Origin of the sequence: Chryseobacterium sp. P1-3 (genome assembly GCF_000738495.1) — a bacterium.
GTDB classification, from domain to species: Bacteria; Bacteroidota; Bacteroidia; order Flavobacteriales; family Weeksellaceae; genus Chryseobacterium; species Chryseobacterium gallinarum.
In genome coordinates this window covers 92,516-118,645 of sequence record NZ_JPEQ01000001.1, presented here as the reverse complement: position 1 = coordinate 118,645, position 26,130 = coordinate 92,516, and the positions used below count along the sequence as shown (strand labels likewise).

The 26,130-nt window shown below is 34.5% G+C and carries 29 protein-coding genes, 1 tRNA gene and 1 pseudogene; 13 read left to right on the top strand and 18 right to left on the bottom strand.

Going from position 1 to position 26,130, the window contains the following annotated elements:
• Positions 1 to 241: 241 nt before the first annotated feature.
• Genes HX13_RS00590 through HX13_RS00575 form a run of 4 tightly spaced genes read right to left on the bottom strand, consistent with a single transcriptional unit; the run spans position 242 to position 2,677 of the window.
• Positions 242 to 871, bottom strand: coding sequence for a hypothetical protein (locus HX13_RS00590; protein ID WP_050019531.1), 630 nt, complete (start codon positions 869 to 871; stop codon positions 242 to 244).
• A gap of 1 nt (position 872) precedes the next feature.
• Positions 873 to 1,517: a hypothetical protein gene (locus HX13_RS00585; protein WP_050019530.1), complete on the bottom strand. Its 645-nt coding sequence runs from the start codon at positions 1,515 to 1,517 to the stop codon at positions 873 to 875.
• Positions 1,518 to 1,571: 54 nt separating this feature from the next.
• A complete protein-coding gene (locus HX13_RS00580) occupies positions 1,572 to 2,138 on the bottom strand; it encodes a hypothetical protein (protein WP_050019529.1) in 567 nt (188 codons plus the stop codon).
• Positions 2,139 to 2,140: 2 nt separating this feature from the next.
• Positions 2,141 to 2,677, bottom strand: a complete 537-nt coding sequence (locus HX13_RS00575; protein WP_050019528.1) for a hypothetical protein — start codon at positions 2,675 to 2,677, stop codon at positions 2,141 to 2,143.
• Between the two features lie 177 nt (positions 2,678 to 2,854).
• Here HX13_RS00575 and HX13_RS00570 point away from each other — a divergent pair, with 177 nt between their 5' ends.
• The 4 genes from HX13_RS00570 (at position 2,855) to HX13_RS00560 (ending at position 5,638) form a co-directional block, all read left to right on the top strand.
• Positions 2,855 to 3,259 carry a helix-turn-helix domain-containing protein gene (locus HX13_RS00570; protein ID WP_050019527.1) on the top strand — a complete coding sequence of 135 codons (405 nt, stop codon included), beginning with the start codon at positions 2,855 to 2,857 and terminating at the stop codon, positions 3,257 to 3,259.
• A gap of 272 nt (positions 3,260 to 3,531) precedes the next feature.
• Positions 3,532 to 4,341, top strand: coding sequence for a hypothetical protein (locus tag HX13_RS00565; protein ID WP_157837394.1), 810 nt, complete (start codon positions 3,532 to 3,534; stop codon positions 4,339 to 4,341).
• Between the two features lie 67 nt (positions 4,342 to 4,408).
• Positions 4,409 to 4,567, top strand: coding sequence for a hypothetical protein (locus HX13_RS22360; protein ID WP_157837393.1), 159 nt, complete (start codon positions 4,409 to 4,411; stop codon positions 4,565 to 4,567).
• Positions 4,568 to 4,798: 231 nt separating this feature from the next.
• Positions 4,799 to 5,638 (top strand): hypothetical protein, encoded by an 840-nt coding sequence (locus HX13_RS00560; protein WP_050019525.1) that lies wholly within the window; start codon positions 4,799 to 4,801, stop codon positions 5,636 to 5,638.
• A gap of 60 nt (positions 5,639 to 5,698) precedes the next feature.
• Here the strand turns inward: HX13_RS00560 and HX13_RS00555 are convergent, their stop codons facing one another.
• The 13 genes from HX13_RS00555 to mce form a co-directional block, all read right to left on the bottom strand.
• Complete coding sequence (locus HX13_RS00555; RefSeq protein ID WP_050019524.1) at positions 5,699 to 6,778, bottom strand: hypothetical protein; 1,080 nt, start codon at positions 6,776 to 6,778, stop codon at positions 5,699 to 5,701.
• On the bottom strand, positions 6,762 to 7,283 hold the full coding sequence (locus HX13_RS00550; protein WP_050019523.1) for a hypothetical protein: 522 nt from the start codon (positions 7,281 to 7,283) through the stop codon (positions 6,762 to 6,764). Before HX13_RS00550 ends, HX13_RS00555 begins: the two co-directional genes overlap by 17 nt.
• A 372-nt stretch (positions 7,284 to 7,655) precedes the next feature.
• Positions 7,656 to 8,624 carry a hypothetical protein gene (locus HX13_RS00540; RefSeq protein WP_050019521.1) on the bottom strand — a complete coding sequence of 323 codons (969 nt, stop codon included), beginning with the start codon at positions 8,622 to 8,624 and terminating at the stop codon, positions 7,656 to 7,658.
• An 11-nt stretch (positions 8,625 to 8,635) separates the two neighbouring features.
• Entirely contained in the window at positions 8,636 to 9,898 is a 1,263-nt protein-coding gene (locus HX13_RS00535; RefSeq protein ID WP_050019520.1) for a hypothetical protein, read from the bottom strand.
• Between the two features lie 703 nt (positions 9,899 to 10,601).
• On the bottom strand, positions 10,602 to 11,168 hold the full coding sequence (locus HX13_RS00530) for a hypothetical protein (protein WP_050019519.1): 567 nt from the start codon (positions 11,166 to 11,168) through the stop codon (positions 10,602 to 10,604).
• 92 nt (positions 11,169 to 11,260) lie between these two features.
• A complete protein-coding gene (locus tag HX13_RS00525; protein ID WP_050019518.1) occupies positions 11,261 to 12,028 on the bottom strand; it encodes a relaxase/mobilization nuclease domain-containing protein in 768 nt (255 codons plus the stop codon).
• A gap of 21 nt (positions 12,029 to 12,049) precedes the next feature.
• Positions 12,050 to 12,496 carry a plasmid mobilization protein gene (locus HX13_RS00520; protein ID WP_238554926.1) on the bottom strand — a complete coding sequence of 149 codons (447 nt, stop codon included), beginning with the start codon at positions 12,494 to 12,496 and terminating at the stop codon, positions 12,050 to 12,052.
• A gap of 104 nt (positions 12,497 to 12,600) precedes the next feature.
• On the bottom strand, positions 12,601 to 13,545 hold the full coding sequence (locus HX13_RS00515) for a toprim domain-containing protein (protein WP_128572121.1): 945 nt from the start codon (positions 13,543 to 13,545) through the stop codon (positions 12,601 to 12,603).
• A gap of 221 nt (positions 13,546 to 13,766) precedes the next feature.
• Positions 13,767 to 15,005, bottom strand: a complete 1,239-nt coding sequence (locus HX13_RS00510; protein WP_050019516.1) for a primase-helicase family protein — start codon at positions 15,003 to 15,005, stop codon at positions 13,767 to 13,769.
• A 33-nt stretch (positions 15,006 to 15,038) separates the two neighbouring features.
• Complete coding sequence (locus HX13_RS00505) at positions 15,039 to 15,374, bottom strand: helix-turn-helix domain-containing protein (RefSeq protein WP_050019515.1); 336 nt, start codon at positions 15,372 to 15,374, stop codon at positions 15,039 to 15,041.
• Positions 15,375 to 15,578: 204 nt separating this feature from the next.
• Positions 15,579 to 16,142 carry a hypothetical protein gene (locus tag HX13_RS00500; protein ID WP_128572120.1) on the bottom strand — a complete coding sequence of 188 codons (564 nt, stop codon included), beginning with the start codon at positions 16,140 to 16,142 and terminating at the stop codon, positions 15,579 to 15,581.
• A gap of 459 nt (positions 16,143 to 16,601) precedes the next feature.
• Positions 16,602 to 16,675, bottom strand: a tRNA-Ile gene (locus HX13_RS00490).
• A gap of 62 nt (positions 16,676 to 16,737) precedes the next feature.
• Positions 16,738 to 17,136, bottom strand: coding sequence for a methylmalonyl-CoA epimerase (gene mce, locus HX13_RS00485; RefSeq protein WP_050019512.1), 399 nt, complete (start codon positions 17,134 to 17,136; stop codon positions 16,738 to 16,740).
• A gap of 92 nt (positions 17,137 to 17,228) precedes the next feature.
• Here mce and rbfA point away from each other — a divergent pair, with 92 nt between their 5' ends.
• From rbfA to HX13_RS00445, 9 genes and pseudogenes are all read left to right on the top strand, one after another.
• Complete coding sequence (rbfA, locus tag HX13_RS00480) at positions 17,229 to 17,588, top strand: 30S ribosome-binding factor RbfA (RefSeq protein ID WP_002983518.1); 360 nt, start codon at positions 17,229 to 17,231, stop codon at positions 17,586 to 17,588.
• Positions 17,589 to 17,592: 4 nt separating this feature from the next.
• On the top strand, positions 17,593 to 18,798 hold the full coding sequence (locus HX13_RS00475) for an ABC transporter permease (RefSeq protein ID WP_050019511.1): 1,206 nt from the start codon (positions 17,593 to 17,595) through the stop codon (positions 18,796 to 18,798).
• 50 nt (positions 18,799 to 18,848) lie between these two features.
• Entirely contained in the window at positions 18,849 to 20,441 is a 1,593-nt protein-coding gene (locus HX13_RS00470) for an endonuclease (protein ID WP_238554925.1), read from the top strand.
• A complete protein-coding gene (locus HX13_RS23065) occupies positions 20,413 to 20,628 on the top strand; it encodes a T9SS type A sorting domain-containing protein (protein ID WP_316931200.1) in 216 nt (71 codons plus the stop codon). Before HX13_RS00470 ends, HX13_RS23065 begins: the two co-directional genes overlap by 29 nt.
• Positions 20,629 to 20,691: 63 nt before the next feature.
• Positions 20,692 to 21,429 (top strand): shikimate dehydrogenase family protein, encoded by a 738-nt coding sequence (locus tag HX13_RS00465; RefSeq protein WP_050019535.1) that lies wholly within the window; start codon positions 20,692 to 20,694, stop codon positions 21,427 to 21,429.
• A 75-nt stretch (positions 21,430 to 21,504) separates the two neighbouring features.
• Positions 21,505 to 23,302 (top strand): annotated as a pseudogene (locus HX13_RS00460) (DUF349 domain-containing protein).
• A gap of 63 nt (positions 23,303 to 23,365) precedes the next feature.
• Entirely contained in the window at positions 23,366 to 24,391 is a 1,026-nt protein-coding gene (gene ribD, locus HX13_RS00455; RefSeq protein WP_050019510.1) for a bifunctional diaminohydroxyphosphoribosylaminopyrimidine deaminase/5-amino-6-(5-phosphoribosylamino)uracil reductase RibD, read from the top strand.
• Between the two features lie 64 nt (positions 24,392 to 24,455).
• A complete protein-coding gene (locus HX13_RS00450; RefSeq protein ID WP_050019509.1) occupies positions 24,456 to 24,638 on the top strand; it encodes a bacteriocin-like protein in 183 nt (60 codons plus the stop codon).
• 99 nt (positions 24,639 to 24,737) lie between these two features.
• The gene (locus HX13_RS00445; RefSeq protein ID WP_050019508.1) at positions 24,738 to 25,343 is read left to right on the top strand and encodes an IMPACT family protein; all 606 of its coding nucleotides are present in this window, start codon (positions 24,738 to 24,740) and stop codon (positions 25,341 to 25,343) included.
• Here HX13_RS00445 and HX13_RS00440 read toward each other — a convergent pair.
• Entirely contained in the window at positions 25,340 to 26,050 is a 711-nt protein-coding gene (locus HX13_RS00440; protein WP_050019507.1) for a zinc metallopeptidase, read from the bottom strand. The genes HX13_RS00445 and HX13_RS00440 overlap by 4 nt on opposite strands.
• Positions 26,051 to 26,130: the final 80 nt, after the last annotated feature.

The window sequence follows — 26,130 nt, the reverse complement described above, 5'->3', positions numbered from 1 at the left end:
TATTGATAACTTCACTTTTTGACATTCTTTAAATGTAGGCTCACTTTCATTTTGTTTTGTGGCGGTGGTCTTTAATCAAATTTTTTAAGCTACGGCAAAAAACACGTAATTTGAATCAATCTATAAAGACTTTTTTTCAGCAATGGAGAGTGCCTTATACATTTCATCGATATAAATAGCTTCATCTTGTGTTGTATCTCTCCTGACCTCTTCACACAAATTGAGAAGATAGTAAGAACAACTATTTTGCGTCACAAATATTTTTTTGAACTTCAGGAACGTAAAGTGATAAAGCTTTAATACGTTTATTAAGATTATAATCTTTGGAATAATTTCCATAATATAGATTTTCCAAACATTCCAAATCATATTCTAGCAGCTTTTCAAAGGCTGATACGACACTCAAAGAAGAGTTTTCGGACATAAAGCTATTGAACTGAGTCAACAGCAGGTCGTGGTCGTGATAGAAAGCATTCTCATACGTATTGAATTTCTTTTTGTACTTCTTCCATTCCCCAGGTTGATAAATAGGCTTTTGGTAAATCTCATTCTGATAAACAGTTATAGAGGATTTAAAATACAGTTCAAATAAGGGATTCCCAAGTGAGAGCTGTCGCTCAGCTCGTGCAGAATGATGGAAAAATATTTTAAATTGATGTTCCTTAAATGCTTTTTCTACCCAGTACTGTTTTCTTAACACTTCTATATCTGCGGTATGCTCCATAAAGATTATGAGAAACTTGCGTTTCGAATCAATAACGGCATTGAATAAAATCTCTCGAATAACGTAATTCTCGCTGATAAGCTGTTTCAGAATGCCTTGCAGAAACTCGTTTTCCAATAGTGAAAAGGACTGATTGTAAGTTTTCATATTAATGGATTTTTGGATTGTGATTTTCAGGATTGAAGTAAAAGTACAGAGCTTCTAAAAATAACCTGACCAAATAACCCCAAGCCATTAAATCAAGATGCTCCTGTAATTCCACGTCGTTTTCAAGTTTTAGAATATCATCGATTGTAAAATCTGTGTTGCCAACCTTTTCGCTAAATTTTTGATAATATTCTTTTCCTGTGACAGAAATAATAGAAAGGAAAATTTCTGATATATATTCATCCAATGGGATGGAATCAAGAATATAGCTCTCAGCTTTGTAGGATATACTATTTTCATCTTCATTTAAAGGGATGCTGTGACCTGAATGGTCTATGAACTCAGGTAAACTCGAAATCAAATATTGCAGGCAGGTCAGTAATCCGGCAATCTTCAAACTATGTAGATTGATATCCGGAATTCCGATATTTCCAGAAAATATTTCTTTGATACTATACTTTTGCATCAATCTGGGATATCGGTCAAATAGTTCTTTTATTTCTGGACTTCCTAATTTATCCAACAGGATATAAATACCCTTGTAGAGTTCCTCTATCTGACTTTTGTCCGACAGTAATTTAAACGTAGTATCAACCTGTTCAAACGAAGTGATAAGTCTCTTGTTCGTTTTTTCTTTATTTCTCATATCAAAATTTTTAGTGAAATAAAGTTGGTCAGCTATCAACAGGTATTCAATACTTTAAGAAGATATAATATTCGTTGAAGTGGGTTTTTTATCCTTGATTTTTTTCATTCCCCTTTCTCGAATGATTTGTGAAGCGTCAAGCATCTTAGTCAGGTAAATGAACGGTGTTATCAAATTATAATCAAATTCCTCTGCATAAGGCGATAATGACAGATGCGTAATTTCACAAAGGAAAAATTCATATTCTGCGAGTGTATTCTGGGCGAATGCTCTTTGAAATACCAAAGATGGATTTTGGTATTCTTCGCTTGTCAAGGAACCTTGCTCAAGGATTGACCATTTTTTCGGGCATTTTCTGACTTCCAATTTTTTGCTTTTAGAATTTAAACTAAAGCAGGCTTTCAAAAAAGAGCGAAAAGCAGTATATAAAATAAATGTCTGTCCTGGATAGCTTATCTTATAAATTTCCTGTTTCTTGGTATGAAGTAGAAACTGATTCAATGTTTCCTTATAGTAATCTAAGTTGGCATACTCAAAAAAGACCTCTAAAAATTCAATCGGATTTTCGACTTCCTGTCCCGACCAAAAGGAGGTTTCTAAAGAAATTTTATTTTTTCTCATTGCTATTTTTTTTTTATTTTTTTGATGCCTCTCTCACGAATAATTTGTGCTGCATCCAACATTTTAGTCAGATGGATGAAATGCGCTACATTGGTTTCAGTTGGTATGTCGTAAGAATTGGCTAATGAGAAATAGACAATTTCTATGATAAAATATTCAAACTCTTTCAAGCTAAACTCTTTGAACGCTTTTTTAAAGACAAGAAACGGCTTTCGATATTCTTTATCTGAAAGAAAACCTTGTAATAATGGGGATTTATATTCCGGCGGGTCATTTAGTTCCCATTTTTTATTTTTGAATTGTAGGAGATAGCTCGCCCTTATGAACGAACGAATGCACAGGTAAAAATGAAAGACAAGTGCAGGGTCATTCTTTAGAAGGACTTTGGGCTGTGTTGAATGGTTCATAACATCGCACAGTCTTTCTTTTACCGCTGGTAAATCATCCATTTGAAAAAATGAATCTATCAATGTCATACAGGAATGTTTTTGATGGCTGTCCCAAAACTCGGCTTCAAAATCTATTTTCTTCTTTTTCATAATAATTACGGTTTGTTTCTAAGCGAATTACTGCTATCCAAATAGAATAATCAATACTGGAAAGGCATATTATATCTACAGAAAAGGATATTTTACAGGATATTTTTCTAACTTTACAATTCAGACGAATTAATAGAAATGGCTTTATCTTTAAGCCTTTAAAATTTGATAACCGCTATGGAACAGAAAATACATCAGGGAAGAAACGTAAAACGCTTTAGAGAAATGTTAGGAATAAAACAGGAAGCATTGGCTCTTGATTTGGGTGATGATTGGAATCAGAAGAAAATCTCTTTACTTGAACAAAAGGAAGAGATTGATGAAAACTTGCTGAAAGCAATATCTCAGGCTTTGAAGATTCCTGTAGAAGCATTTCAAAATTTTGATGAAGAACAGGCAATAAATTTTATTTCAAATACTTTTCACGATACGCAAGGTTTGATAAATTATAGTCCAACTTTCAATAATAATCCAATTGACAAACTCGTCCAACTTCACGAAGAAAAGATTGCTTTATATGAAAGAATGTTGAAAGAAAAAGATGAAATGATGGACAGGCTAGAAAAACTTATAAAAAAATAATAGCCAAAAAAACTTAATAACCTATAATATGAACAGAGAAGAATTTGCTTCAAAATGCCACGATATACAGGTTTCCCTAGGTGGTGCTGATGTCCCAGACTACGAGTTGATACCTAAAGTTGGAATGATGGTTAACCTATCATTACATATTCGAGGACTAGCTACAGTACCATACGATTTACTCAGATTAGTTTCAAGTCACTATTTTGGTATTCCGACGCTTTTTTTTTAAAGATATTATTAAAAGCTTAGCCGACATCGAATTTGTTGCGTTGCATACAGAAAAAGAAACAATTAAAACAGTTACCCCAACCGTTCCTTATTTTGAAAATATTTATGACCGTGTTGGAGAATTCGCTGAGGTATCGGGGTTTTCTGAACCTGAAAAAGCTGCTTTAGTAATTTTAGATAAATTATCCCAAGCTCCAACAGAGATTAGTAATATTTATGGCATAGGAGCAGAAAAAAAGATTATTGAACGAAATGTACAAATAGGCGTACAGGGTGGATATATTTTAAATGAGCGTACAAGAGGAAAAGATATTTTGATAAGTCCACTATTCTTCTCAGAAAATTATCAATTGTTTGCAGATTTAACGGCAAAATCTGGTGCTAAAACAATTCAAAGAATTTTGGATTTAATAAAAGAATCACAGGGATGGCCATTAAGTATAATTGAAAAAACAAAGATGATTAATGGTAAAATTGTAACAGATGAAGAAATATCACTTATTAAAAGATTAGCTCAAGATAGCATAGTAAAGCCGCCCTCTATAACTACCGCTCACGCCGGAGAAAATTATTTCCTTTTTCCTCCGGCGCCCGGAAATGCTAAACTAAATATATCAAATAAAGAAATTTATGAGCGTGCTATGGCGCTAATTGCTTCTGTAAGGCAAGGACAGCTTCTGGCTCAAAGATACCCTATACGCAATCCTTTATGGATTTTAAATTCGTTAAAAGATACTGGATATTTAAATCCTACTACAGAAACCCAAGCGCAGTACCAACAATTAGCAGTAATGCGTGTAGGTCGTTTTAGAGCAAACAAAACCTGGTTGGCATCGGTTTGTTTTAATTGATACAGAAGAAAATGTAAAAGCTTTAAAATTAGCTATTTCACTACTGTCAACCGGGGTATTTGCAAATATGGAAATAGACCAAGAAGCACGTATAGCTTTGCAAAAAGACCAAACTTACATTGAGTCAATAGTATCATCTAACAAATTACGAAGAGATGGTAAAATTGAACTTGATGAGGAAATGAAAGAAGAAATTGATAACTTATTATTGAACGCTTCATTATGATGAAAGACCGACTCTTGAAACTTAGATTACTTAAATATTATTTACTTAATTTTTGGTATCCAGAATTAGAGGTAAATATAAAGTCCAAAGAGCGTTTATCTAATGCTCCAAAATTGATTACGGATATAGATGCTTTGGCTTTATTTCCAGATGTTACTGGTAATCTTCGTTTGTACTTAGGTGATTGTAAAACTTTAAAAAAATCAATCTCCTATTGCACGTGTTCTATGGATGAAAGGCTTACTAGAATATCTTGGAGCTGAAAAGGGAATAATCTTATTAACTAAAGATATTGAAAAAGAACATCAGCTTTCCGCACATCATTTAAATGTACAGTTATTTTCAGATAAAGATTTTGAAATATATTCTAAAAGTACAGCAGATTATTTGGTAGATATAAAATGTGCATTAGAAGTTGAAGATAAATGGACTGAATTTTTTAATATACCAAAGAAATTCCCTAGTTTATCTAATTTATTTGATTACGGACGTACACAATTCTGGAATGAAGATGGGAGTAGAAAACAATTGAGGTCATCGCTTTCCCAACTAAGAGCTTCTAGAAGAGAACTTAATCCTGATAATCCTCTTCATCTTGCCATTGTATTAAATCATTTATCTTTATCTGCGGTAGCATTAAATAACATTATTATTCACATATTTAACAAATATTTACTTCCTGCTTCGAAAGATGATTTAGATAAGGAACTAAAAATATTTATATATGGAGGTATTGATAACTACGAACTGTTGAATGATTTTAGAAAAAGAATCTCTGAAAATCCAGTAGACTTAGGCTTACCAGAGTGGGATTTATTTTTGGAATTAGTACGGACATCTTTGGAGAAACCTCTTGCATTCAATTTAGTACCATTACTTTTAAAAGAATTAGCATTTAGTTTTTTACCTGTAAGTTCTGATGATTACAACTATTCCCAACATATACTAAAAAAAGATGCATATGTAAAAACATTTGCGCATAGATTTATTGAATATATGTGTAAAGCTTGTGGTTTACCACCTGAATTCAAAGATATCTATATTAAAAGCCTACATTCTATATCGGTTTAAAATTTTTAGAGGTTATTCTTTTTTAGAATAACCTCTAAAAATTTCATAATGAGTATATTGTTACTTATTTAACCTTGTATCTTCATATTTTGCCCTTTCAGTTTTCAAAGAGACTAACCAATCAAGATACATTTCTTCCGGCATACTTCTGTAACCGATTTTGTGAATATGAGCATATTCCTTGTTCATCAGTTCATATAGTTCTTTTGCTTTCGGATTGCTCAGAACTACCTGAATGTCCTTTGTATTCTGTTCCTTCATTATTTTTTGAAATAGTCTTTTATGGGTTTCCGCCTGTAGCAATAAAGCATTGGCTAGATATGGGTGGATTTGAATTGCACGCTCCGCACATTTTAAAGGAAAACTTCCATCGTTATCTGGAAAACTTCTGTTATAATCATTTGCTAAATCAACTAATAAAAGCGCAAGACTTTCTTTATTGTTCAGAGCTTTCATAAAAACACCATTTTGGATAGCATCTAGATGAATAAATCCCGAAGCCATTAACCAACTGTCCTGTGGGAATATTCCGCTTGTCAATTCTGTATTGTACCAACCCAATGATTTGATATTATGCTTTATGTATATATGATTGGGAGCAAGTGCCAAGTTCGCATCAACACCTAATTCTTCCGCCAAAATTTTATAAAGATATGGCATTGAATTACAGTTGCCTTTTTGTGTATCTAATAATTTTGAAACAAAAAGATTGGATTGTTCTTTATGACCAAAAACATCATTAAAGTCATAAGTGAAGGGTTTATATCTTATGGTATCATTGTCAACAATAACCGGAGTTGCTTCACACATTACCGAATAAATGGCTGCATATTTATTTACTTTATTTTCATCTTTCTCTGAATATTTGAGTTTTCTATTTTTTAGCAACGTATTACAGAAGTGGCTAAGAAATCTAATTTTGTTGTTAAGCTCAACTGTGTCAAGTTTACCCTGATAGTAAGCATTTTCGACAGAATACACTCCTTCCTTGAAACTATATTTTTGCTTGTCCAAAAGCATATTGTCTAATGTTTGGTAAGAGTCAGCATAGAAATGATTTTCTTGAGCATTTGATATAAAGAACATACTCAGGGTTATTAATGAGAAAAATTTTGCATTAAATTTATTTACCACTTTCATTTGCTATAGGTTTAGGTGGTAATGGTACTCTTTTTAAGCCGACATTTGTTTTGTCTATATAATTTTCCAACGAATCTAAACTTTTGAAATTCATTTTTTCAATAGTAGTTCCTTTTTCTCTATTTTTTGAAAGATAAGTAACAAGTAATGTCATAAATAATCGTAAATCATTTTTATCATTAAATGCATTTGCATAAATAATTTTAGTGTCTTTATTTTTATATTCAATAAGACAAATAATAAAATTGTTTGTCTTATTAATGTTTTTTGCATCCATTTTTCTCTCCCGTAAAGAAAAATTGAACCACTTTTTGAATTCTTTATCTAATTCAATTTTTTTTGTAGTATTATTTTCAACATCATAAAATATTATTGAACTACTAAATATTTTTGCATCAAATTCTTTAATTCCCTTATGTTCATAATTATCAGTATTGTATGAAACTTCTAAACTGTCAAAATCGGGAATATTGTCATTAATTAATAATTTTTTTGTATTTCTCATTATTAAGAATTACATCGTCATTTACAAATTTAATTTTGGCTTCAAAGGGATATAATAATTTGTTATTTTCAATAATTACAAATTGTTCATTATCATTTGCGTAAATACCTGAAATAGGTACTTTTTTATTATCACTACAATTGATTAATGATAGTATACAAATGCTACTTAGTATAAAGGTTCTTAATTTGTGCATCAGTTCTATTGATATTATATTTTTGATAAAGCGATTTTATAATTGGCAAACCCAGTTTATATGCCTGATTTGTTTTGTCATTAACTAAGTGGTCCGGCGTATTTGTACTTCTTCCTGAATTTGGACCATAGTATTTATTCAGATATGATTGCGTATATCCATCTTTTGCTATTGATTCATAGCCGGTAGAAAAATCGAATTTTTTTATTGTCAAAATAATCAGCGGCACCTAATTTTACGTGTATTCCTAATTCGTGTGTTACGGTCTCTAATGTTCTATCTGTAAATGGTCCATCCGTAATACTTACCTGAAAATTCATTCTTCCATTTTCTTCTTTTTTAGTTGTAATACCATCTGCTGGAGTAACTGTTTTATCTGAATTACGATTGTTTAGTGCCGTACCGTTATCGAAACTTAAATCGATGCCGGCTTTATCATATTTGCCACCTACATCAGAATACTTATGCCCTGCTACAACTTGTCCAGGACTTGCATAATCTTTTAAGAAATTCTGTCCTTCTTTAGAAGTTGCAAATTGATTCCACGCTTGTACTAATTTAGGATTTTTGTAAGAACCATCTTTATTTTTTTCAAATATTGCACTTGGGTCAATATGCTCAGGAGCCATACCTGTAGGGTCTGTGAACTTTAACGGATTGGAAAACACAAAATTGTATGGTGACCAGCTCGGAAACTCCTCACTCAAAGGGTCGGGGCTCATCCACATCCCGTGTGTGTCTCCAATTGGCTGTGCATCGGGGTCAGATAAATCAATATCCAGAACTTCGATAACCTTTTGTTGTTTGGTGTTGTATTTTACAGAACCGATAATAACTATAGAATCCTTATCGTGGAACTCTAAATATTTTCCTCTGCTCAATGTCGCTATTTTAGGATAATAACCATATTTCGCAAAGGGATTACCTGCTGCAATATTCTTTCTTCTTCGTTCTGCTTCCTTTGGAGTTAGTGAATCTCTTGTTTTCAGAACATCATCCATATAAGGGCGGTTCCGTTCCTCCTTTGTTAATTTAACAGGATTTACCCATTCCTTTTCAATTTTAGGCTTTATTGTTTTTTTCTTGACTTGCGCTTGTGAAAATACTGTTGTTATCAGTACAATTAAAATTAGAAGTTTTTTCATATCACTGGTTTTTAAGTTAATAATGGAATCCGGTAAACTTTTGGCGCCTCTTTTTTAGGTATTACTTTTTTTATCTTTTGCTGTAATTCTCTCTGTTGTGCTTCTTTTCTTTTTTGCGTTTCAATGGCTCGTATTCGTTCTAAAATCTCATCACTTCTCTGTTTATTTTCAGCTTTTTGCAGAGAGCCGAGCCATTTCTCATACTGCTCCGCAGGCATCTGCGTGAATCCCGATTGGTCAATAAAATCAAACTGCCCGTTGATATTTCTTAGCTGCGTAATCAATTCAGGAAAATTTTTAATCTTCTGCAATTCGTCTTTATCGTTCGGATTGATTCCTAAATTATTGCAAGCTTTTACAAACCTTTCCTGATTGAGATTTGATTCCCAAAGCACCGCATTGATATTATTAGGATTCAGCTGTTGTGCTTTATTTAAAACTTTTCCCACAAATTCGTCATACCCGAACTTATGAATGTATCCGCTTGCCAAATCTACAAAAGTTTGTGAAAGCAGTTCCTTTTTTGTCAAGTTCTGCATATACATTTTATTTTGCAGGGCTTCGGATTTAATATACCCGTTGTTTAGAACAAATGAATTTGCTGTAAACATTCCGTTGGTCAGTTCTGCGTTCAGCATTTCACCATCGTTGTCTTCGAATCTGATATAGGAATGATTCGGAGAAAGTACCAGCGACGCTTCCGCACCGATTTGTTCCGCTAGGATTAGATACAGCAACGGCATTGAGTGGCATTGCCCCGTATTGGTTCGCATAAGCTTCGACACAAACATTTTGGAATAATCTTTTGCTCCCCAATAATCATCAAAATCATATTTGACAGCTTTATGAACTATTTTGCCACCCTGCTTGGTATCTCCTGCGAAGTATTGGAATAGGGTTAGATTCTTCGACGTGTTATCGTCGTCGGAAATTTTGTTTTTCGAAAACTCAGAACGGATAATTTTAACGGCTTTTTGAATATAATTCTGATATGTGTTTTGAAAATTTTTGTCGTTATCATAAAAGGCATTTTCTACAAAAAAGATAGCATCCGCCAGTGAATAATCTTGGGGATTAAGGTTTGAGAGACTTTCGAAAGCAGAATAATAAGCCTTTGCTCCTGTTTTGTTTGACAACGAAGGTAATCTATAAGACATAGTACGTACATTTGTCTCATAAGCTTGTCTGTTAAGTTCTATCTGCTCAGCCTTCCTGTCGGATTCTTCTTTCGCAATACGCCTAAAATCTTCCTCTATAATCTTTCTATTCTTCAAATCCTGGTTGGAAGAACTTGATGAGACAAAATTTTTTCGGAAGTGAAGGCATAATAGAACTTCTATTACTATGTAATTCAACTGTAGGAGGCGTAAATAATGTCGTTGGAGAATTACTGACTGTTTCTGGTGTTGGAAGATTCGGAATCTGTGAAAACCCTACATTATAAAAAGTAAAAAAAGCAGAGACGATAAGTAAATCTTTTGCATTTCATTAGTTATTTGTTTTTTGTTGGTCTAAGTTTACTAAATTTTTCAGAAATATAAAATAGGTATTTCTACTTGCTTTAATAGTTATTTATAGTCTGATTGTTAGTGAATAAAAAAAAGAGCGTGAATTGACATCACCCTCCGTTCAGGTCACTGGAATAACCTACAAATGGAATGACGCAAAACACGCCCCGGTAGGGCGCATCTCACAGTCTTTTTTCCATTTGTTTTAATATTTCCAGTATTTGAACGGTGAAAAATGAACTGCTTAACGCAATATTTTATGTGTACCTAAACTTGATATTCTATCTTATAAACTTTCTTTTGTTATATCACAAATTTAGCAATAAAATCCGATTGGTAAAAGTCTATCTTTTTGAAGGTATAAAACCATTACTAATGCTTTATTTCATTTTTCGTATGGTTTTCAGCTTCAGCATTCACTAATATGCTTTGCCTTATCACCAAATGTTAACAGGTAGAAAGAGTAACTTTACCTAGCTTCGTAACCATCTTTGAATCTCAGGAATTTTTCTGCATCTTTCGGGTTTTTCTCAATCCATTTTTGCAGGAGTTTCGTATTATTTTCCAATTGTTGAATGTCATTTTTCGGATAAAGCTGTTTTCCGTCTTTTTCAAACTCGGAAAGAATTTCCTGCCTAAGTTCTCTTTTGGAACGAATACTCTCCGCATACCATTTAAGTGCAAGATTGCCACCAATAACAATCGTCAAAAAAGACAATAAGACCACTCCAAAAACTATCCAAACAAAATTTGATTTGCGATTGAATGAATTGATAACATTGAGACTATTACTTGATAACTCTGCTGTTACCCTTTGTGGAATCTGGCTTATGGTTTCTTTTAATATTTTTTTTTGACCTTCGAATATTTCCTCATTCAAAGCAAATCCACTTCTCAACGAATGTTCACATTCAAGCAAGAGGGCTGTAAAATCCTCAATTGACTCTTGGGTCTTTATATTAGATTCAGTATTTGTTCTGCAGGATTCTACTATCCTTTGCAAAAGTTCTTCTCCGTTTTGTTCAGTATTGTCCATATTTTTAACGTTTAAATTTGTTATTGTTATCTATTTCAATTTCATTATTCCTTAAATCCTCATTAGTTTTATTTTGTTTAAAAAATCCAGAATCATTTGAGATTATCAGCTGTTCCGAACGTTTTTGTTTTCTCTTCAAAGATTTGCTTAATCTCTGATATTTTCAGCTTGTTCGTAATTTCTGAAAGCTTATATCCTGCCTTGTACTCCCGTAAAGTTTCTTTATTAATATCCGTTTTAAGGGTAATTCTCATTCCTGAAATCCCAACTTTGATATTGCTCGATAACGATACCAGATAGCCCCGATTTGACATTTCCGAAACCAGCTCGTCAAAATTCTTGGAATTTTCGATACTGGAAACAAGATTCTCATACATCTCATTTCTTTTTTCAATGCCTGTTTCGATATCGGTCTTTATTCCCAAATCCTTGCAGATTTCTCGGACAGCCTTGCCGAAATTCTCACCGATGTTGTGGGATTTTACGGTACACTTTCCAAAAGTATCAATCCTGTTTACCACGAAATGAATATGTTTCTGTTTCGTGGAATTGTGCGCGTCCAAACGGTATTGGTTGTTTTCCGAAACTCCAACCTTTGCCAAAGCCAACATTGTGATTTTTGCCAATTCCGCATCGGAAAGCTTATCACCTGTTTCTTTTGGCGGTGAGATGTAGCCAGTCAAAGCCCATTTTCTGACATTGGAATTTCTTTTCGCTACAGCTTTCATTTCCAAGAATTGTTCTTCAGGACTGCTTCCTAGGAGATTGTTTGTCCCAAGCATCTTCGCAGTTCCTTTGTCGTTTCCATTGTATTCCAAAGCAATTTTGGATATCCGTCTTGTTGTTGCCGAATTATTCATAATTCTCCGTTTTGCAGATTTTCACGTTCCTGTATTTTTTGATAGAGGTATTGTTTTAGCAGTCCCAAAACGGTTTCGATTTCCAGCAGGATGTTTTTTTTTATTTTCAAAAGCAGACCATTCGGAATTTCGCAATAGGTTTTTGATTCGGATAAAGTGATTCCCATATTCTAAAAGGATTTTATCTGTTTCAAATTCATTGACTTTTAATTCTTCTTTTGTCGCTACCATTCGCAGGTAGGTCGAAATCTTCAAGCTGTATTTTTGAGCTTCGTTTTCCAGAAACCCGATTTCCTTTTCGGTAAACCGCACAGAGACAACTCGTAAAAGCTGGCTTGCGCTTTTCTTTTTCAGACCTCCTTTTCTTCCGAGTTCACGGAAGTATTGTTTCCTGTTTTCCTCCACCTTCTTTTGTTCCTGCTCACGGGAGATTTTCAGGACAAAACTTTTCAAAAAGTCATTCTCCATATTTGTGTTTATTTATTTCTTTATTGAATTTCACTTTATTTTTAAAAGGCTCTTCCAAAACGTTTTTGACGATAGGAAAAAACCAAAAATTCCCAATTTTACAATTAGCGTCCACGCTTTTTGTAAACATTGGGTACTTTTTGCACTATGAGACTACCGGATTTTGACAAATCGTTTTTAATGTCAATCAAATGCTCGTTCAAATCCTTATGATTTGTATAGATTTCCGAGCAATCTTTGGCGTTGGGGAATGATTGGAGAATCTCGTTTCTGCATTTCATTCCGGCATTGTCATTGTCCAGAAAAAGATTGATTTCCGAATAGCTTTTTAAATGTTCCTTGGTTTTACCAAGCAAGGCGATGGAATTCATCACCAACAAATCCCCATTGAATTTTTTACGCATTTCAACGAAAGATAATGCATCAATGAAGCCCTCGAAAACGGCAACGTTTTTTCCATCTTTACCGTTTTCATTTTGATTTTGGGAATCGCTATGATGTTCACAACTAATAATCGAAATATCCTTTTTCAAAATAGCACCTTTGTAAAATTGGTTTCTCAATTCCCAACCTCCTGAAAGATTTGCAAAACCCACAGCATACAGATTTTTATCTCCCAATTTGAAATGCACTTCCTTTACCAATGGAAAGACCATTTCAGAAAGTCCCCTGTCCCGCAAATAGCTTTTCAGATTTTTATTTTGCAGTTCTTTGATTGTGATGATTTGATAATTTGCTTTCTCGTGGATTGGGCTTTGAAGTTGGATTTGAGAATGAAAAGAAGAAAAGTTCTGCTTTTCTGCCCATTCCAGAACTTCTTTTACAGAAGCATTCAGATATCTCTGGATAAAATAGGTATTGTTACCACCAACTCCTTCGGAGTGGAGATACCATACATTTTGTCTCTTATCGAGTTTGAAAGATGCCTGGGATTCGCTGGCAAACGGATTGAGATACCAGGCTTCTTTTTCATTTTGTTTCGTGGGAAGGTGTCCGAGATTTTGGAGGACTTCTTCCAACGATATGCTGTTAAATTGTCTACAGTTCATAGGTTTAAATAATTGGGGTTCAATAATTGAAATATTTTGTTGAATTGTTGAGGAAGTAGTGTATATTACTGATTTATAAAAGGTTATTTCATCAACAAAGTCTCAACGTTTCAACAAACTTGAATTTATCTGCTCAACAAACGCTCAACAGAAATCAGGTCTTAAAAGTTTGTTGAATACTTTGTTGAATGATAACTAATTGATTTTATTTTCATTAGCTCTCAATTCAACAAATCAACATATTTTTGAAGGATAAAATCTTTTTTAATCGTGTAATACCTTCCAATGGAATTGTTCTGATAGAAGATTCCGGCATAGTCCATATCGTATCTTATGTAAGCTAATCCATTGGTCTGGGGTTCCAAGTTCCAGACTTCCTTGAGTAGTTTTCGAATGTCGTTACGTGTCCAGAAATAGGGTTTGAACATTTTGTTCAGCATATTGAGAACATCCTGCGGAACCACTTGAATCTCCAACTCTTCACGGCTTTCGAAAAACTCATAGAAAAGTTCCAGCATTTTAGATTCCAGTTGATTGTTATTCTTCCAAACCAATTTCTGCAATGCTTTGGTTCTGATTTCGGAAGCAGAAAACCACATCCTTGTCTTTTTATGGGAATGAAAAGGTCTTTCTATTAAAAACCTCAATAAGTAGGGAATTTCAACGATTAGATGATTCAAAAAATCCGTGTTCTCGGTTTTAATGGGCTTTACTTTGAGAATCCAAAATCTGATTTCGTTTTCATCGATTTGAATAAAATTGTCTTCGTTGTTGGAACATAAAATAAATTTAGCAAAGAAATCGACTTCTTCACGGTCTTTTCCCTTGGCTTCCATTTTATCCTTATTAGTTGTAGAAAGGTATTTCAAGCGTTCTGTGATTTCTTTTTTATCAAAGAATACTTCATCAATGGCGACAATAAGCATCGAAGTCCAGTCCGAATTGAACTGACTACTGAAGGAATCTCCTTTGATATAGGTCATATTCAGTCCGAAAATTGCTTTCAGCCATTTGATGAACGTGGACTTTCCTGTTAAACGTTCTTCGGAAACAAGACACAGAATCGGAAGTATTTGCGTAGGATAGATAAACAATGTTTTCAGGTAATCCAGTCCCAATTCTATCTGCCCACCGAATATATGTTCCATAAAGTTCAGGGAAAATGGAATCTTTTCTTTCAGAGCTTCAGGACTTATATTTTCTTTAATCGGCTGAAAAGGAATTTCATTATACATATTGTAGAATCCTTCAATAATCTGCTGATATTGCAAATGTGAGGGAATACAGCAAAAGCCATCATATTTAGGGATTTTTGAAACGTAGATTTTACCGTGGTCGCTGATAATTGTTTCACGATTCCAGCGAACAAGGATTGAAATCTTGTCCCCAGAAATCAAAGGCTTTTCTATGGTCTTGTAATAGGTCGTACCTACTCGTAGGTATGGGATTTTTTCACTCATTTTACAGAATTTTGAATTGGATAATAAACAATATTATTTTTTCCATTTTTTTATGATATCCTCTTCAAAATCATCGTATTCTGTTTCTTCGTCAGAAGAATCTGATAAGACATAATTTTCCAAATCTTCTTTTTTAAAGTAGATTTTCTTTTGCCCCTTCTTCTTATACGCTTTTATTTTATTATGATGTTTAAGCTGATATAGATAATCAGGGTCTAGGTTTAAAAACAGTGCAGCTTCTTCTTTGGAGTAGATATTTTTAACACCTAATGAAAGAATTAGCAATGCTTTTGAGGTAAATTCTGTTTGTGTTTTTATTAGAGCTATTATCTGTTTCTCTAATGCTGTTGTTTTTTCTGTTGGTTCCATATAAACTTTTTGATAAAAGTAGATGCTTACAACAATTAATAGCTCAGTACAATTTTGTAAAATAAACTTAAATAAAGCAAACTAGGCATTGAACGAATTTTTGGTATTAGTTTACTTTATAAATGCAAAAATCATTGCAATAAAAATTGCAATGATTTATTTATTAATTAACATAAAACAATTGTCTATTACAAGACAAAATAGTTAAACAGTATCCTTATATCGTGACAAAATATCAGCTGTTAGTATAAAATTCTCTTCATTGAGTTCCAAATAATCTTTCTCCTTGGTCTCAAAAGTACTGTGTTTATTTATAAATTCTAAAATTTTATTCTGACCGGACTTCCAATCTTTTGTTTCATTATCAATTATTTCAAAATTATCACGAAAGAAAGTGAAAATGATTTTCTTATTTATTTTCCCAGAGTGAAGTTGAGTAAAAACTATAGGACATTTGGGTTCTTTACCTTTCTTAAGCAATTCTACATCTTTAAGGGATTTGGGGTCTATTTTGTATTTTTTAATAATATCTTGAGCATCTATTGTAGATTCAACTTTAGGAACAAAAGGAATTTCAATTACTGAACATTGTTCCAATATACTTTCAATCTTTTTTTCAGAGGAAATTGTCGTTCTGCTAATTATATCAAGTATTTCAAAAGTTTTATCAATAATATTAGACTTCTTTTCCTGAATCCTTGACAATGGATAATAATTAAATCCTTTATTAAGAAAATTTTTGAAGGTTTGAATAATATTGTAGGGCATCTTATTCTCAATAATAACGAGTAACCCAATCTGTATGATGATATTCAAAAACAAATTAACAAGAATATTAAACCAATCATTATGTTTGATTATTGATACACCATAGGTCAAAGCAATAAATAATGACAATGACGAATAAAAAAACGATAATAATCGCCTTATTTCGATTTAATCCCTCATACCATTCAAATTGTTCACTAAAAGTATAATGAATCATAACAGGTGTAAGCGCAAAATAAGTCCTTCCTAGATTGTAGATTGAAATGCCGATTGTAGAAATAGCCCAAATCCAAACGATTATATAAGCAAGTGATTCCATAATTTATGTTTTTATTAAGTTATAAAAATACGAATAAAATATGAAAACATAAGATATAATAAAGAATAGTTGTTCGTCAAATGTTCGTCAATAAAATAAAAAAGCTTTTACGAAATACCGTAAAAGCTTGATTTATAATGTGGTCCCACCTGGGCTCGAACCAGGGACCACCTGATTATGAGTCAGGTGCTCTAACCAACTGAGCTATAGGACCTCAAAACTTGGTTAAATTTTGTGTTTGCAAAAATAGTAAAATTTCTTTCACCACAAAATTTTTTATGGCTTTTCTTGGCAAAGTTCTACCAGTACTCCATTGGTGGATTTAGGGTGAAGGAATACAACTAATTTGTTATCAGCACCTTCTTTCGGTTCTTCGGAGATAAATTGAAAACCTTCTTTTTTTAATCTTTTTACTTCTTCGAGGATATTCTCTACACCAAATGCCAGATGATGGATGCCTTCGCCCTTTTTTTCTATAAATTTTGAGATAGGACTTTCAGGATTACTGGCTTCCAATAATTCTATTTTACTCTCCCCTGTTTCATAAAAAGAGGTTACCACACCTTCCCTTTCCACCGTTTCTTTTTTGTAAGAGTCTTTTCCTAATAATTTAGCAAACAACTCATCAGAGACTCCTAAAGATTTTACCGCAATACCAATATGTTCTAATTTCATAAATACAAATACCTATAATTAATCGTAAATTTGATACTGTAGCAGAATTTCAAAGTATCAATTCAAACAAAAGTAGTAAATTTGCATAAATTATGGAAAGTAACAGACAAAGAAAAGTAGCACAGATCATTCAGGAAGATTTCGCAGAACTTTTCCGCAAACAGGCTGCTGAAAGCAAACAAAGTATATTGGTATCCGTTTCAGATGTAAAGGTAACGGCAGATCTGGGTATTGCTAAAATTTATTTAAGCATTTTCCCTCAGGAGTTTCGTACCGCTGTAATGAAGGAAATTGAAGAGAACAAACCTCAATACAGAAATTTCATTGGCCAGAAAATGGCAAAACAGGTACGTATCATACCACAGCTTAACTTTTACCTGGATACAGCTCTTGATGATGTTGAAAGACTGGAGAGAGAATTAAGAGGCGAAGGCGACAATCCTGTTTTATAAGATCTTGAAGAATATTGCATTTTATATAGCATCCAGATACCTTTTGGCTAAAAAAGGCAGCACCGCCGTTACGTTTATCACGTGGCTGGCCGTGGGGGCTATGACGGTAGCTGTAGCTGCAATGTTCGTTATTATCTCCGTTTTTTCAGGGTTGGAAGACCTGAATAAAGATCTTATTTCTAACCTACACGCAGATCTGACTATTAAAAGTGCTTCAGGAAAAACCATTAAAAACCTGGATAAAGTCAATGCTGCATTAAAAAACAATAAAGAAATCAGCAGCTTCTCCCGTGTTATTGAAGAAAAAGTATATATCAACTTCAACGGGAAAGGCGATATTGCCTACTTAAGAGGAGTAGATTCTGCCTATATTCAGGTTAATCCTATCAACAAAGATGTTATTTACGGAACTTATCCTAGCTTCAGGTATTCCAATGAAGTAATCATGGAAAATAGCCTGGACAACAGGTTATCAATCCCTGTAGATTCTTCCAGCCATTATGCCACTGTTTTCATGCCGAAACCAGGTACAGGTATCATCAGCAAGGAGGAAGATATCTTCAATAAAAGAGACATCCTTGTGACCGGAGTTTTCCCAGGAAAAGATCAGCTGGACAATTATATTATCTCCCCTATTGAGCTTACTGAAGAAGTGCTTAACCTCCCTAAGAAATCCGCGTATCAGATTGTTATTAAATTAAAAAATCCCGATAACGCTGATGCCGTAAAACAAAGCCTTCTTACTACCCTTGGGAAAAATATACAAATCAAGACAAAAGAAGAGGAAAATGCAGCATTCTGGAAAATGATCAATACCGAGAAGCTGTTTATTTACCTGATTTTTGCACTTGTCATCTTTATTACAACATTTAACCTCGCTGGAGCTATCATCATTCTTCAGCTCGACAAAAAAGAACAGGCTAAATCCCTTATTTCATTTGGATTTCCTTTAAGCCATTTAAGGATGACTTATTTTTATACCGGAATCCTTATTGTAATCTCAGGAGTAATTACCGGCTTGATTCTGGGAACTGCACTTTGCTATTTCCAATTGTATACGGAATTTTTCAGGGCCAATGAAATCCTGCCGTTTCCTGTAAAAATCGTAGGAAAAAATTACCTTATCGTGGCTTTTACCGCAGCCTTGTTTGGCATCACCATATCATGGTTCTTTTCAAAGATCAGCAAAGATTATATTACTAAAAATTAATACATTCCGTTTTCGTTTTTTTGTAAATTTACCCCCCCAATTTAAAAAAAATGAAACAAAAACTACTTCCTTTTTTATTAATTTTCACTTGCTTTTGTGCATGGGCACAGGTACCTGCAGGCTATTATTCCGCAGCAAACGGCTTAACAGGCCCTGCCCTGAAAACTGCCCTGAAAAACATTATCCAGCAAGGCCATCAGGATAAAGGCTACAATGGTCTATGGACAGCCTATGCTACCACAGACCGTGATTTCTTTTATGACAATGATGGTAAAATCCTGGATATTTATTCCGAAAACCCGGCAGGTCCGGATCCTTATTCATTTAACTTAGGAACCAGTCAGTGCGGGACTTATAGTTCGGAAGGTGACTGTTACAACAGAGAGCATATTGTACCACAGAGCCTTTTCAATGAGGCAAGTCCGATGGTGGCCGATGTTCACTTTATCCGCGCCACAGACGGAAAGGTAAACGGAATGAGATCCAATTATCCTTTTGGAAAAGTAGCAACGGCTAGCTTTACCTCCCAGAATCAATCCAAACTAGGAAACTCTGCATCTCCGGGATATTCCGGAATTGTATTTGAACCGATTGATGAGTTTAAAGGGGACGTGGCAAGGATGATCTTTTATTTTGTTACCAGATATGAAGCAGAGCTTCCTACATTCTCTACCGGAAATATGTTGGGTGGATCTGCCTTTCCTGGATTACAGATATGGGAATTAAATCAGCTGTTGGAGTGGAACGCAATGGACCCTGTATCACCTGCAGAAATCGCAAGAAATGATGCATCTTATATCTATCAGGGAAACAGAAACCCTTTCATTGATGATGCCTCTTATGCGAATTTAATATGGTCCAATCTGCCAGTTGACACTACACCACCTACTGCTCCCACCAACGTTACAGCAAGCAACCCTGCATCAAATTCTATGACGGTAAGCTGGACTGCTGCTACAGATAATGTTGGCGTCACCTCTTATCAGGTATATGCCAATGGTGTTCTGAAATCTACGGTATCAGGAGCAACAACATCTACTTCAGTTACAGGACTTTCCCCTCTTACTTCATATTCATTTTATGTAATTGCCAGAGACGCATCCGGGAACGCTTCTCCGCAAAGTAATATCGCTACAGGAACTACTCTTGACGGACCTGCCGGAAACTGTGGAACAGAAGATTTCAACAACATTACAGGCACTGATAACAGCTATGCTACAAGAACATGGACCAACAACAATATTGATTGGATTTCCACCAATACCAAAATAGACGAGAAAATTAATAACTCAAGGGCTATCACCATCAGAAACGGAGAACTTACCAGCTCTGTCATTTCAGGTGGAATTCAGACTTTAACACTAACCACTCAACGAAGGTTTTCAGGATCCAATGGAAATCTGAATGTTTTGGTGAACGGAAATATAGTAGGAACCATCCCTTATTCCGAAACGGAAACCACTACCACCATCAATGTGAATATCAGTGGAAATGTAGTTATTAAAATTGTAAATCCAAGTTCCAACAGACCGACTATGGATGATTTAAGCTGGACGTGTTTCAGTTCTTCTTTAGCAACATCCGACATTAAAAAAAGAACAATCAGTACTTACTATCTATCCGAACCCGGTAAAAAACAATGAATTATTTATAAAAGGCGAAAATCTTACTAAAATTTCAAAAGCTGAAATATATGACCTTTCAGGAAGATTAATGGAGACCCTTGCCAATCCTTTCAAAAATTCAAACAAAATTAATCTTAAAGGGTTGGCGAAAGGAACTTATCTTCTAAAAACAGAGAATGGATCTACAAAATTTATTGTAGAATAATTGTTAAAAAATATTTTAAATGAAAGGCCGGATTTTTCCGGTCTTTTTTTTATTTTTGATCACATGGATTCCAATAAAAAATTAGGGTTGATAGGAAGAAATATCTCCTATTCTTTTTCTAAAAAATTTTTCGAAAATAAGTTCCAGAAACTTATGTTAAAAGGCTTTTCTTACGATATTTTTGATTTAAACGACATCAATGAAGTGGAGAATCTTTTTTCATCCCCTGAACTGTTAGGATTCAATGTTACGATTCCTTATAAAGAAAAAATTATAGAGTACCTTGATGAACTTAGTGATGAGGCTGAAAAAATAGGCGCTGTCAATTGTGTGCTGATTCGTGACGGAAAGAAAACAGGATACAATACGGATGCCTTCGGTTTTGAAAAAACATTGCTTCTTCACAAAAAACCTTCCCAGGACAAAGCCCTGATTTTAGGAAATGGCGGAGCTGCAAAAGCCGTAAAATATGTTTTGGATAAACATAACATTCCTTCAAAAACCATTTCCAGGAATACGGAAATTAATTTTGAAACCCTGGATAAGAAAACGGTTCAGCAATACAAAATTATTATACAGTGCACCCCGGTAGGCACCTTCCCTAATGTCGAAGATTGCCTGAATTTTCCTTTTGACGGACTTTCCTCTGAGCATCTGGTCATTGATTTGATATATAACCCCAATTATACACAATTTATCATCAATGCTTCAGAAAAAGGAGCCAAAACAGTAAACGGCTACTACATGCTTGAGCAGCAAGCAGAAAAAGCATGGGAAATTTGGAATTTTCAAAAAAAATAACATAAATTAGTACTTTAATTGGCTTTACAGCTATATTTGGAGGATATTAACGCCACATCACATAAAAGATTTGCTATGATTACAGAAAACAATCTTTCTGAAAACGAAGAAAAGAATCCTAACGAAGTATCTCAAGAAACATCAGAAAACACATCATCTCCTGATGTCAATCAGCATGAAGATGATACAGAACATGAAGAGCATGATGATGTAGAAATTTCTTTAGCAGATGCTTTAAAAGAAATGGAAAAAATCATTAACACTCCCAATGCCGGTGAGAATTTTAAAAGATTCAACCAGCTGAAGGAGAAAGCAAGTCATTACATCCATGATGAAGTGGAAGATAAAAAGCATGAATACGTAGAAGCCGGAAACGCTCCTGAAAATTTCAGCTATGAACATCCTTCCCAGGCCAAACTTTCTGCTTTGATTAATATTTTCAGGGAAAAACATGACAATTTCCAGAAAGGACAGGAAGAAGAACAGAAAAAAAAACCTTGAGCACCGTCAAAATATTATCGAAAGACTTAAAAATCTATATACCAGCTCTGAACCGGGTGTTAACCTTTTCAAATCTATCCGCGAGATCAAGGAAGAATGGTCCAAAGCCGGACAGGTTGCAAAATCTGAATTCAAAATTCTCAACAATAATTACTTCCATCATTTGAATCAGTTTTACCAAATGCTGGATCTGAATAAAGAATTCCTGGAGCAGGAATACAGCCACAACCTGGAGAAAAGGCAGCACATTATTGCCCGTGCTAGGGAACTGGAAAACGAACCGGTGATTCAAAAAGCACTCAACGAGCTTCAGTATCTTCATAAACTATGGAAAGAAGAAGCGGAACCCGTTGCTGAAGAATTCCGTGAAAAAACATGGGAAGAGTTCAAAGAAATTTCCAATAAAATCCACGAGAGAAAATCTGAGCTTTCTGCTGCCATTGAGCAGGAACAAACAGTAAACCTGGAGAAGAAAAATCAGATCATTGCTGAGATCAAAAAGCTTTCCGAACCTTCAGAAACACCCAATCATAGTTATTGGCAAAATGCCATCAGAAGAGTTGAGGATCTACGTTCCGAGTTCTTAAAAACAGGAAGCGTTCCCAGAAAACTGTCCAATCAAAACTGGAATGAGTTCAAAACAACGCTCAGAGGCTTTAATACAATAAAAAACAATTATTATAAATCATTAAAAGGCTCTCAGCAGACCAATCTGGAAGAGAAATTAAAGCTCATTCAGACAGCAAAAGACAACATGAACAATGAAGAATGGGACATTGCTGTTCCGTTATTCAAAAAGCTTCAGGAAGACTGGAAAAAAATAGGACATGTTCCTAAGAGCATGACTAATAAAATCTGGGATGAGTTCCGTGATGCATGCAATGCCTTTTTCAACAATTACAGGGAAAAAAGCAATACCTCCACCGACAACTGGAAGGAAAACTATAAAAATAAGAAAGCTCTTCTTGATGAACTTAAAGAAGTTTCCAACGAAGAAGGAAGTATTGAGAAAATTGAAGCCATCAAAACGGCATGGAATAATATCGGTAAAGTTCCAAGAGATAAAATCTCAATCAATTCCGAGTTCAATAAGACACTAAGAGAAAAGCTGAAAATCAATAAGATCAATGAACTTGAATTAAAAGAAGAAGGCTTATCTGAAAACCAGCTTACCGATAAAGCAAGGAAAATCAAAAACCAGATTGCTGATCTTGAAGCCGAAATTGTGAAATTGGAAAACAACCTTTCGTTCTTCAACAAATCTTCAAGAGAAAATCCTCTGTTGAAAGATACCTATAATACGATTGACGAAAAGAAAGCCCATTTGGAAACATTAAAGCAGAATCTCCACAATATTATTGCCGGAGAATAAATCTCAAAAAAATAAATAAAGGCGGAGCAAAGCAATTTGTCTTCGCTTTTTCTTTTTACAGATATGAATAACGACGAATTATATATCAAAAGATGTATCGGGCTCGCCCGGAAAGCTTTAGGCAGGACTTATCCCAACCCGCTGGTAGGAAGCGTGATTGTTCACAACGGAAAAATCATTGGAGAAGGTTATCATCACAAAGCCGGAGAAAATCACGCCGAAATCAATGCCATTAATTCCGTTGAAAATAAAGATCTTATCCCAGAATCAACTATTTACGTTTCACTGGAACCTTGTGCACATTATGGCAAAACTCCGCCTTGTGCATTAAAAATTAAAGAACTGGGCTTCAAAAAGGTGGTTATAGGTGCAATGGATTCTCATGATAAAGTAAACGGAAAAGGCAAAAAAATTATTCAGGATGCCGGTATTGAAGTTATTTCAGGAATTCTTGAACAAGAATGCATTGAACTGAATAAAAGGTTTTTCACTTATCATGAGCAGAAAAGACCTTATATTATTTTAAAATGGGCAGAATCCGGCGATGGCTATCTGGATAAAGATTTTAAGCCCACTTCCATTTCAAATACATTGGTCAATCAATGGGTTCATCAATTAAGAGCAGATGAACATGCTATTTTAGTAGGAACACAGACTGCATTAAATGATAATCCCAGCTTAACCGTTCGAAATGTGGAAGGAGAAAACCCAGTCAGGATTTTGATCGACTTTGATTTAAAAGTTCCCGAAAATTTCAATATTTACAATAAGGAAGCGAAAACACTGGTTTTAAATTCTACAAAAGAAGAAAGTAAAGACAACATCCGGTTCATAAAAATCAGAAAAGAAAATTTTCTGCCTGATTTGATGAATGCCCTGTACAAAGAGCAGATACAGTCTGTCATCATCGAAGGCGGGCGTTTCACTCTGCAACAATTTATTGATGCGGGTCTATGGGATGAAGCTATAGTCATTAAAAATGAAAACCTGAGGCTGAAAAACGGAACCAAAGCTCCTCAGTTTAATCACACGGCCAATAAAATAGAAAACTACAGAGACAATTCTGTTTCCTTTTATACTTCAAAATGATAAATTACTGATTTTGAATTAAATAAATTTTTCATATATTAGACCAACCAAAAAAAATATAATCATGAGAAACTTAAAAAAGGTATCCAGAGATGGACTAAAAAACATTAAAGGAGGAGGATTTGTGGCATGCACCTTACCTAACGGAGAACCCACAATATGTATGGATTTTTGCCCAACTGATTTTTGCGGACCTACCAGCTACAGGTGCCGTCTTCCATTAGATTTTTGTGAAGGAAACAAGTGATTTTAAATCATAGAACTATATAAGCCGTCAAATTTTTGGCGGTTTATTTCTTTTTAATAAAGCATTTAATATTTTTGCAGATACAAAGCCGGACTCCAGATGACGTTTGAATTCAAAACCATAGAAAAACCCATAGAAAATACACTCTTAAAAGAAAAAGGAAGCAAGTTTATCGGATTTGCCTTTCCCGTAAATAATGAAAAAGAACTGAAACATGCTTTGGATAAGGTAAGGGAAGAGCATCCTAAAGCTACCCACCATTGCTATGCTTTCAGAATAGGTTTACAGGGAGAAAATTACAGAGCCAATGACGACGGAGAACCTTCTGGCAGTGCAGGTTTACCCATCTACAACCAATTACTGGCTAACGAGATCACAAATGTTCTTGTCATTTCAGTACGTTATTACGGTGGCACCAAACTGGGGGTGTCCGGTTTGGTAAAAGCGTATAAGGAATCTGCAAAAATCACCCTGGAAGAAGCCAATATCATTGTTAAAGAACTGGAAACTGAAATTGAAATACAATTCAATTTTAATCAGCAGAATATCATATTTACCCTACTTTCAAAATTTGATGCCAGGGTTCTGAATTTTGATGCGAATGAAAACTGTATCCTTACCGCTTCATTAAAACTGGCACAAAAAGAAAACATCTCGGAAAAGCTATCCGAGATGCAATATGTTTCATTTGAATTTAAAGATTAATCCCTTCTTCCACCGAGAAGTAAAGATCCCCAGTAAAGAAGCTGAGCCAAAGATCCTAAAGCAGCTACCACATAAGTTCGTGCTGCCCATTTTAAACTATCCTGCACGCCTACAAATTCCTCCTGAGTTACAGTTCCGGTATCCTTAAGCCATTTCATCGCCCTGTTGCTCGCATCATATTCCACCGGAAGCGTTACAAAAGCGAAAAGCGTTGTCACGGCAAACATTGCTACCCCTATCGCCAGTACCGTTGTATTTCCATTAGGATTTTCAATACTTCTTGATGCTGCCATTATCGCAATACCAGCTATAAGGACAAACTGCATCAGATTAGAACTTATATTAACGATAGGAACCAGTTTTGAACGTAAATTGAGCATCGAATACCCTACTGCATGCTGCACAGCATGGCCACATTCATGGGCTGCTACTGCCGCTGCCGCTGCATTTCTCTGCATGTAGACACCTTCTGAAAGGTTTACTGTTTTATCTGCCGGATTATAGTGGTCCGTCAACTGCCCCGGAACTGATATTACCTGAACATCATTGATCCCGTTATCTCTCAACATTTTTTCCGCTACTTCTTTTCCCGAAAGGCCGTTTCGGAGATGTACATTGGAATAATATTCAAATTTAGATTTCAATCTCGATGAAACCCACCAGCTCACCAACATTGAAACCCCAATAATGATATAATAGACCGTCATTTTATATAGATTTTGTGTTTAATTTTTATCCATAATGATATAAAAACTGTGCCAAAGTATAAGATTTTATTATTTATATT

Excerpts from the sequence above, each read along its gene's own strand:
- HX13_RS00525 (WP_050019518.1), bottom strand. The coding sequence starts at position 12,028 with ATGAATAATTCGGCAACAACAAGACGGATATCCAAAATTGCTTTGGAA.
- HX13_RS00540 (WP_050019521.1), bottom strand. The coding sequence starts at position 8,624 with ATGAAAAAACTTCTAATTTTAATTGTACTGATAACAACAGTATTTTCA.
- HX13_RS00560 (WP_050019525.1), top strand. The coding sequence starts at position 4,799 with ATGAAAGGCTTACTAGAATATCTTGGAGCTGAAAAGGGAATAATCTTA.
- mce (WP_050019512.1), bottom strand. The coding sequence starts at position 17,136 with ATGAAATTAGAACATATTGGTATTGCGGTAAAATCTTTAGGAGTCTCT.
- HX13_RS00465 (WP_050019535.1), top strand. The coding sequence starts at position 20,692 with ATGGATTCCAATAAAAAATTAGGGTTGATAGGAAGAAATATCTCCTAT.
- HX13_RS00575 (WP_050019528.1), bottom strand. The coding sequence starts at position 2,677 with ATGAAAAAGAAGAAAATAGATTTTGAAGCCGAGTTTTGGGACAGCCAT.
- HX13_RS00555 (WP_050019524.1), bottom strand. The coding sequence starts at position 6,778 with ATGAAAGTGGTAAATAAATTTAATGCAAAATTTTTCTCATTAATAACC.
- HX13_RS00510 (WP_050019516.1), bottom strand. The coding sequence starts at position 15,005 with ATGAGTGAAAAAATCCCATACCTACGAGTAGGTACGACCTATTACAAG.
- HX13_RS00585 (WP_050019530.1), bottom strand. The coding sequence starts at position 1,517 with ATGAGAAATAAAGAAAAAACGAACAAGAGACTTATCACTTCGTTTGAA.
- ribD (WP_050019510.1), top strand. The coding sequence starts at position 23,366 with ATGAATAACGACGAATTATATATCAAAAGATGTATCGGGCTCGCCCGG.
- HX13_RS00530 (WP_050019519.1), bottom strand. The coding sequence starts at position 11,168 with ATGGACAATACTGAACAAAACGGAGAAGAACTTTTGCAAAGGATAGTA.
- HX13_RS00580 (WP_050019529.1), bottom strand. The coding sequence starts at position 2,138 with ATGAGAAAAAATAAAATTTCTTTAGAAACCTCCTTTTGGTCGGGACAG.
- HX13_RS00550 (WP_050019523.1), bottom strand. The coding sequence starts at position 7,283 with ATGAGAAATACAAAAAAATTATTAATTAATGACAATATTCCCGATTTT.
- HX13_RS00520 (WP_238554926.1), bottom strand. The coding sequence starts at position 12,496 with ATGGAGAATGACTTTTTGAAAAGTTTTGTCCTGAAAATCTCCCGTGAG.
- HX13_RS00470 (WP_238554925.1), top strand. The coding sequence starts at position 18,849 with ATGAAACAAAAACTACTTCCTTTTTTATTAATTTTCACTTGCTTTTGT.
- HX13_RS00515 (WP_128572121.1), bottom strand. The coding sequence starts at position 13,545 with ATGAACTGTAGACAATTTAACAGCATATCGTTGGAAGAAGTCCTCCAA.
- HX13_RS00505 (WP_050019515.1), bottom strand. The coding sequence starts at position 15,374 with ATGGAACCAACAGAAAAAACAACAGCATTAGAGAAACAGATAATAGCT.
- HX13_RS00450 (WP_050019509.1), top strand. The coding sequence starts at position 24,456 with ATGAGAAACTTAAAAAAGGTATCCAGAGATGGACTAAAAAACATTAAA.
- rbfA (WP_002983518.1), top strand. The coding sequence starts at position 17,229 with ATGGAAAGTAACAGACAAAGAAAAGTAGCACAGATCATTCAGGAAGAT.
- HX13_RS00500 (WP_128572120.1), bottom strand. The coding sequence starts at position 16,142 with ATGCCCTACAATATTATTCAAACCTTCAAAAATTTTCTTAATAAAGGA.
- HX13_RS00445 (WP_050019508.1), top strand. The coding sequence starts at position 24,738 with ATGACGTTTGAATTCAAAACCATAGAAAAACCCATAGAAAATACACTC.
- HX13_RS00590 (WP_050019531.1), bottom strand. The coding sequence starts at position 871 with ATGAAAACTTACAATCAGTCCTTTTCACTATTGGAAAACGAGTTTCTG.
- HX13_RS00570 (WP_050019527.1), top strand. The coding sequence starts at position 2,855 with ATGGAACAGAAAATACATCAGGGAAGAAACGTAAAACGCTTTAGAGAA.
- HX13_RS00440 (WP_050019507.1), bottom strand. The coding sequence starts at position 26,050 with ATGACGGTCTATTATATCATTATTGGGGTTTCAATGTTGGTGAGCTGG.
- HX13_RS22360 (WP_157837393.1), top strand. The coding sequence starts at position 4,409 with ATGGAAATAGACCAAGAAGCACGTATAGCTTTGCAAAAAGACCAAACT.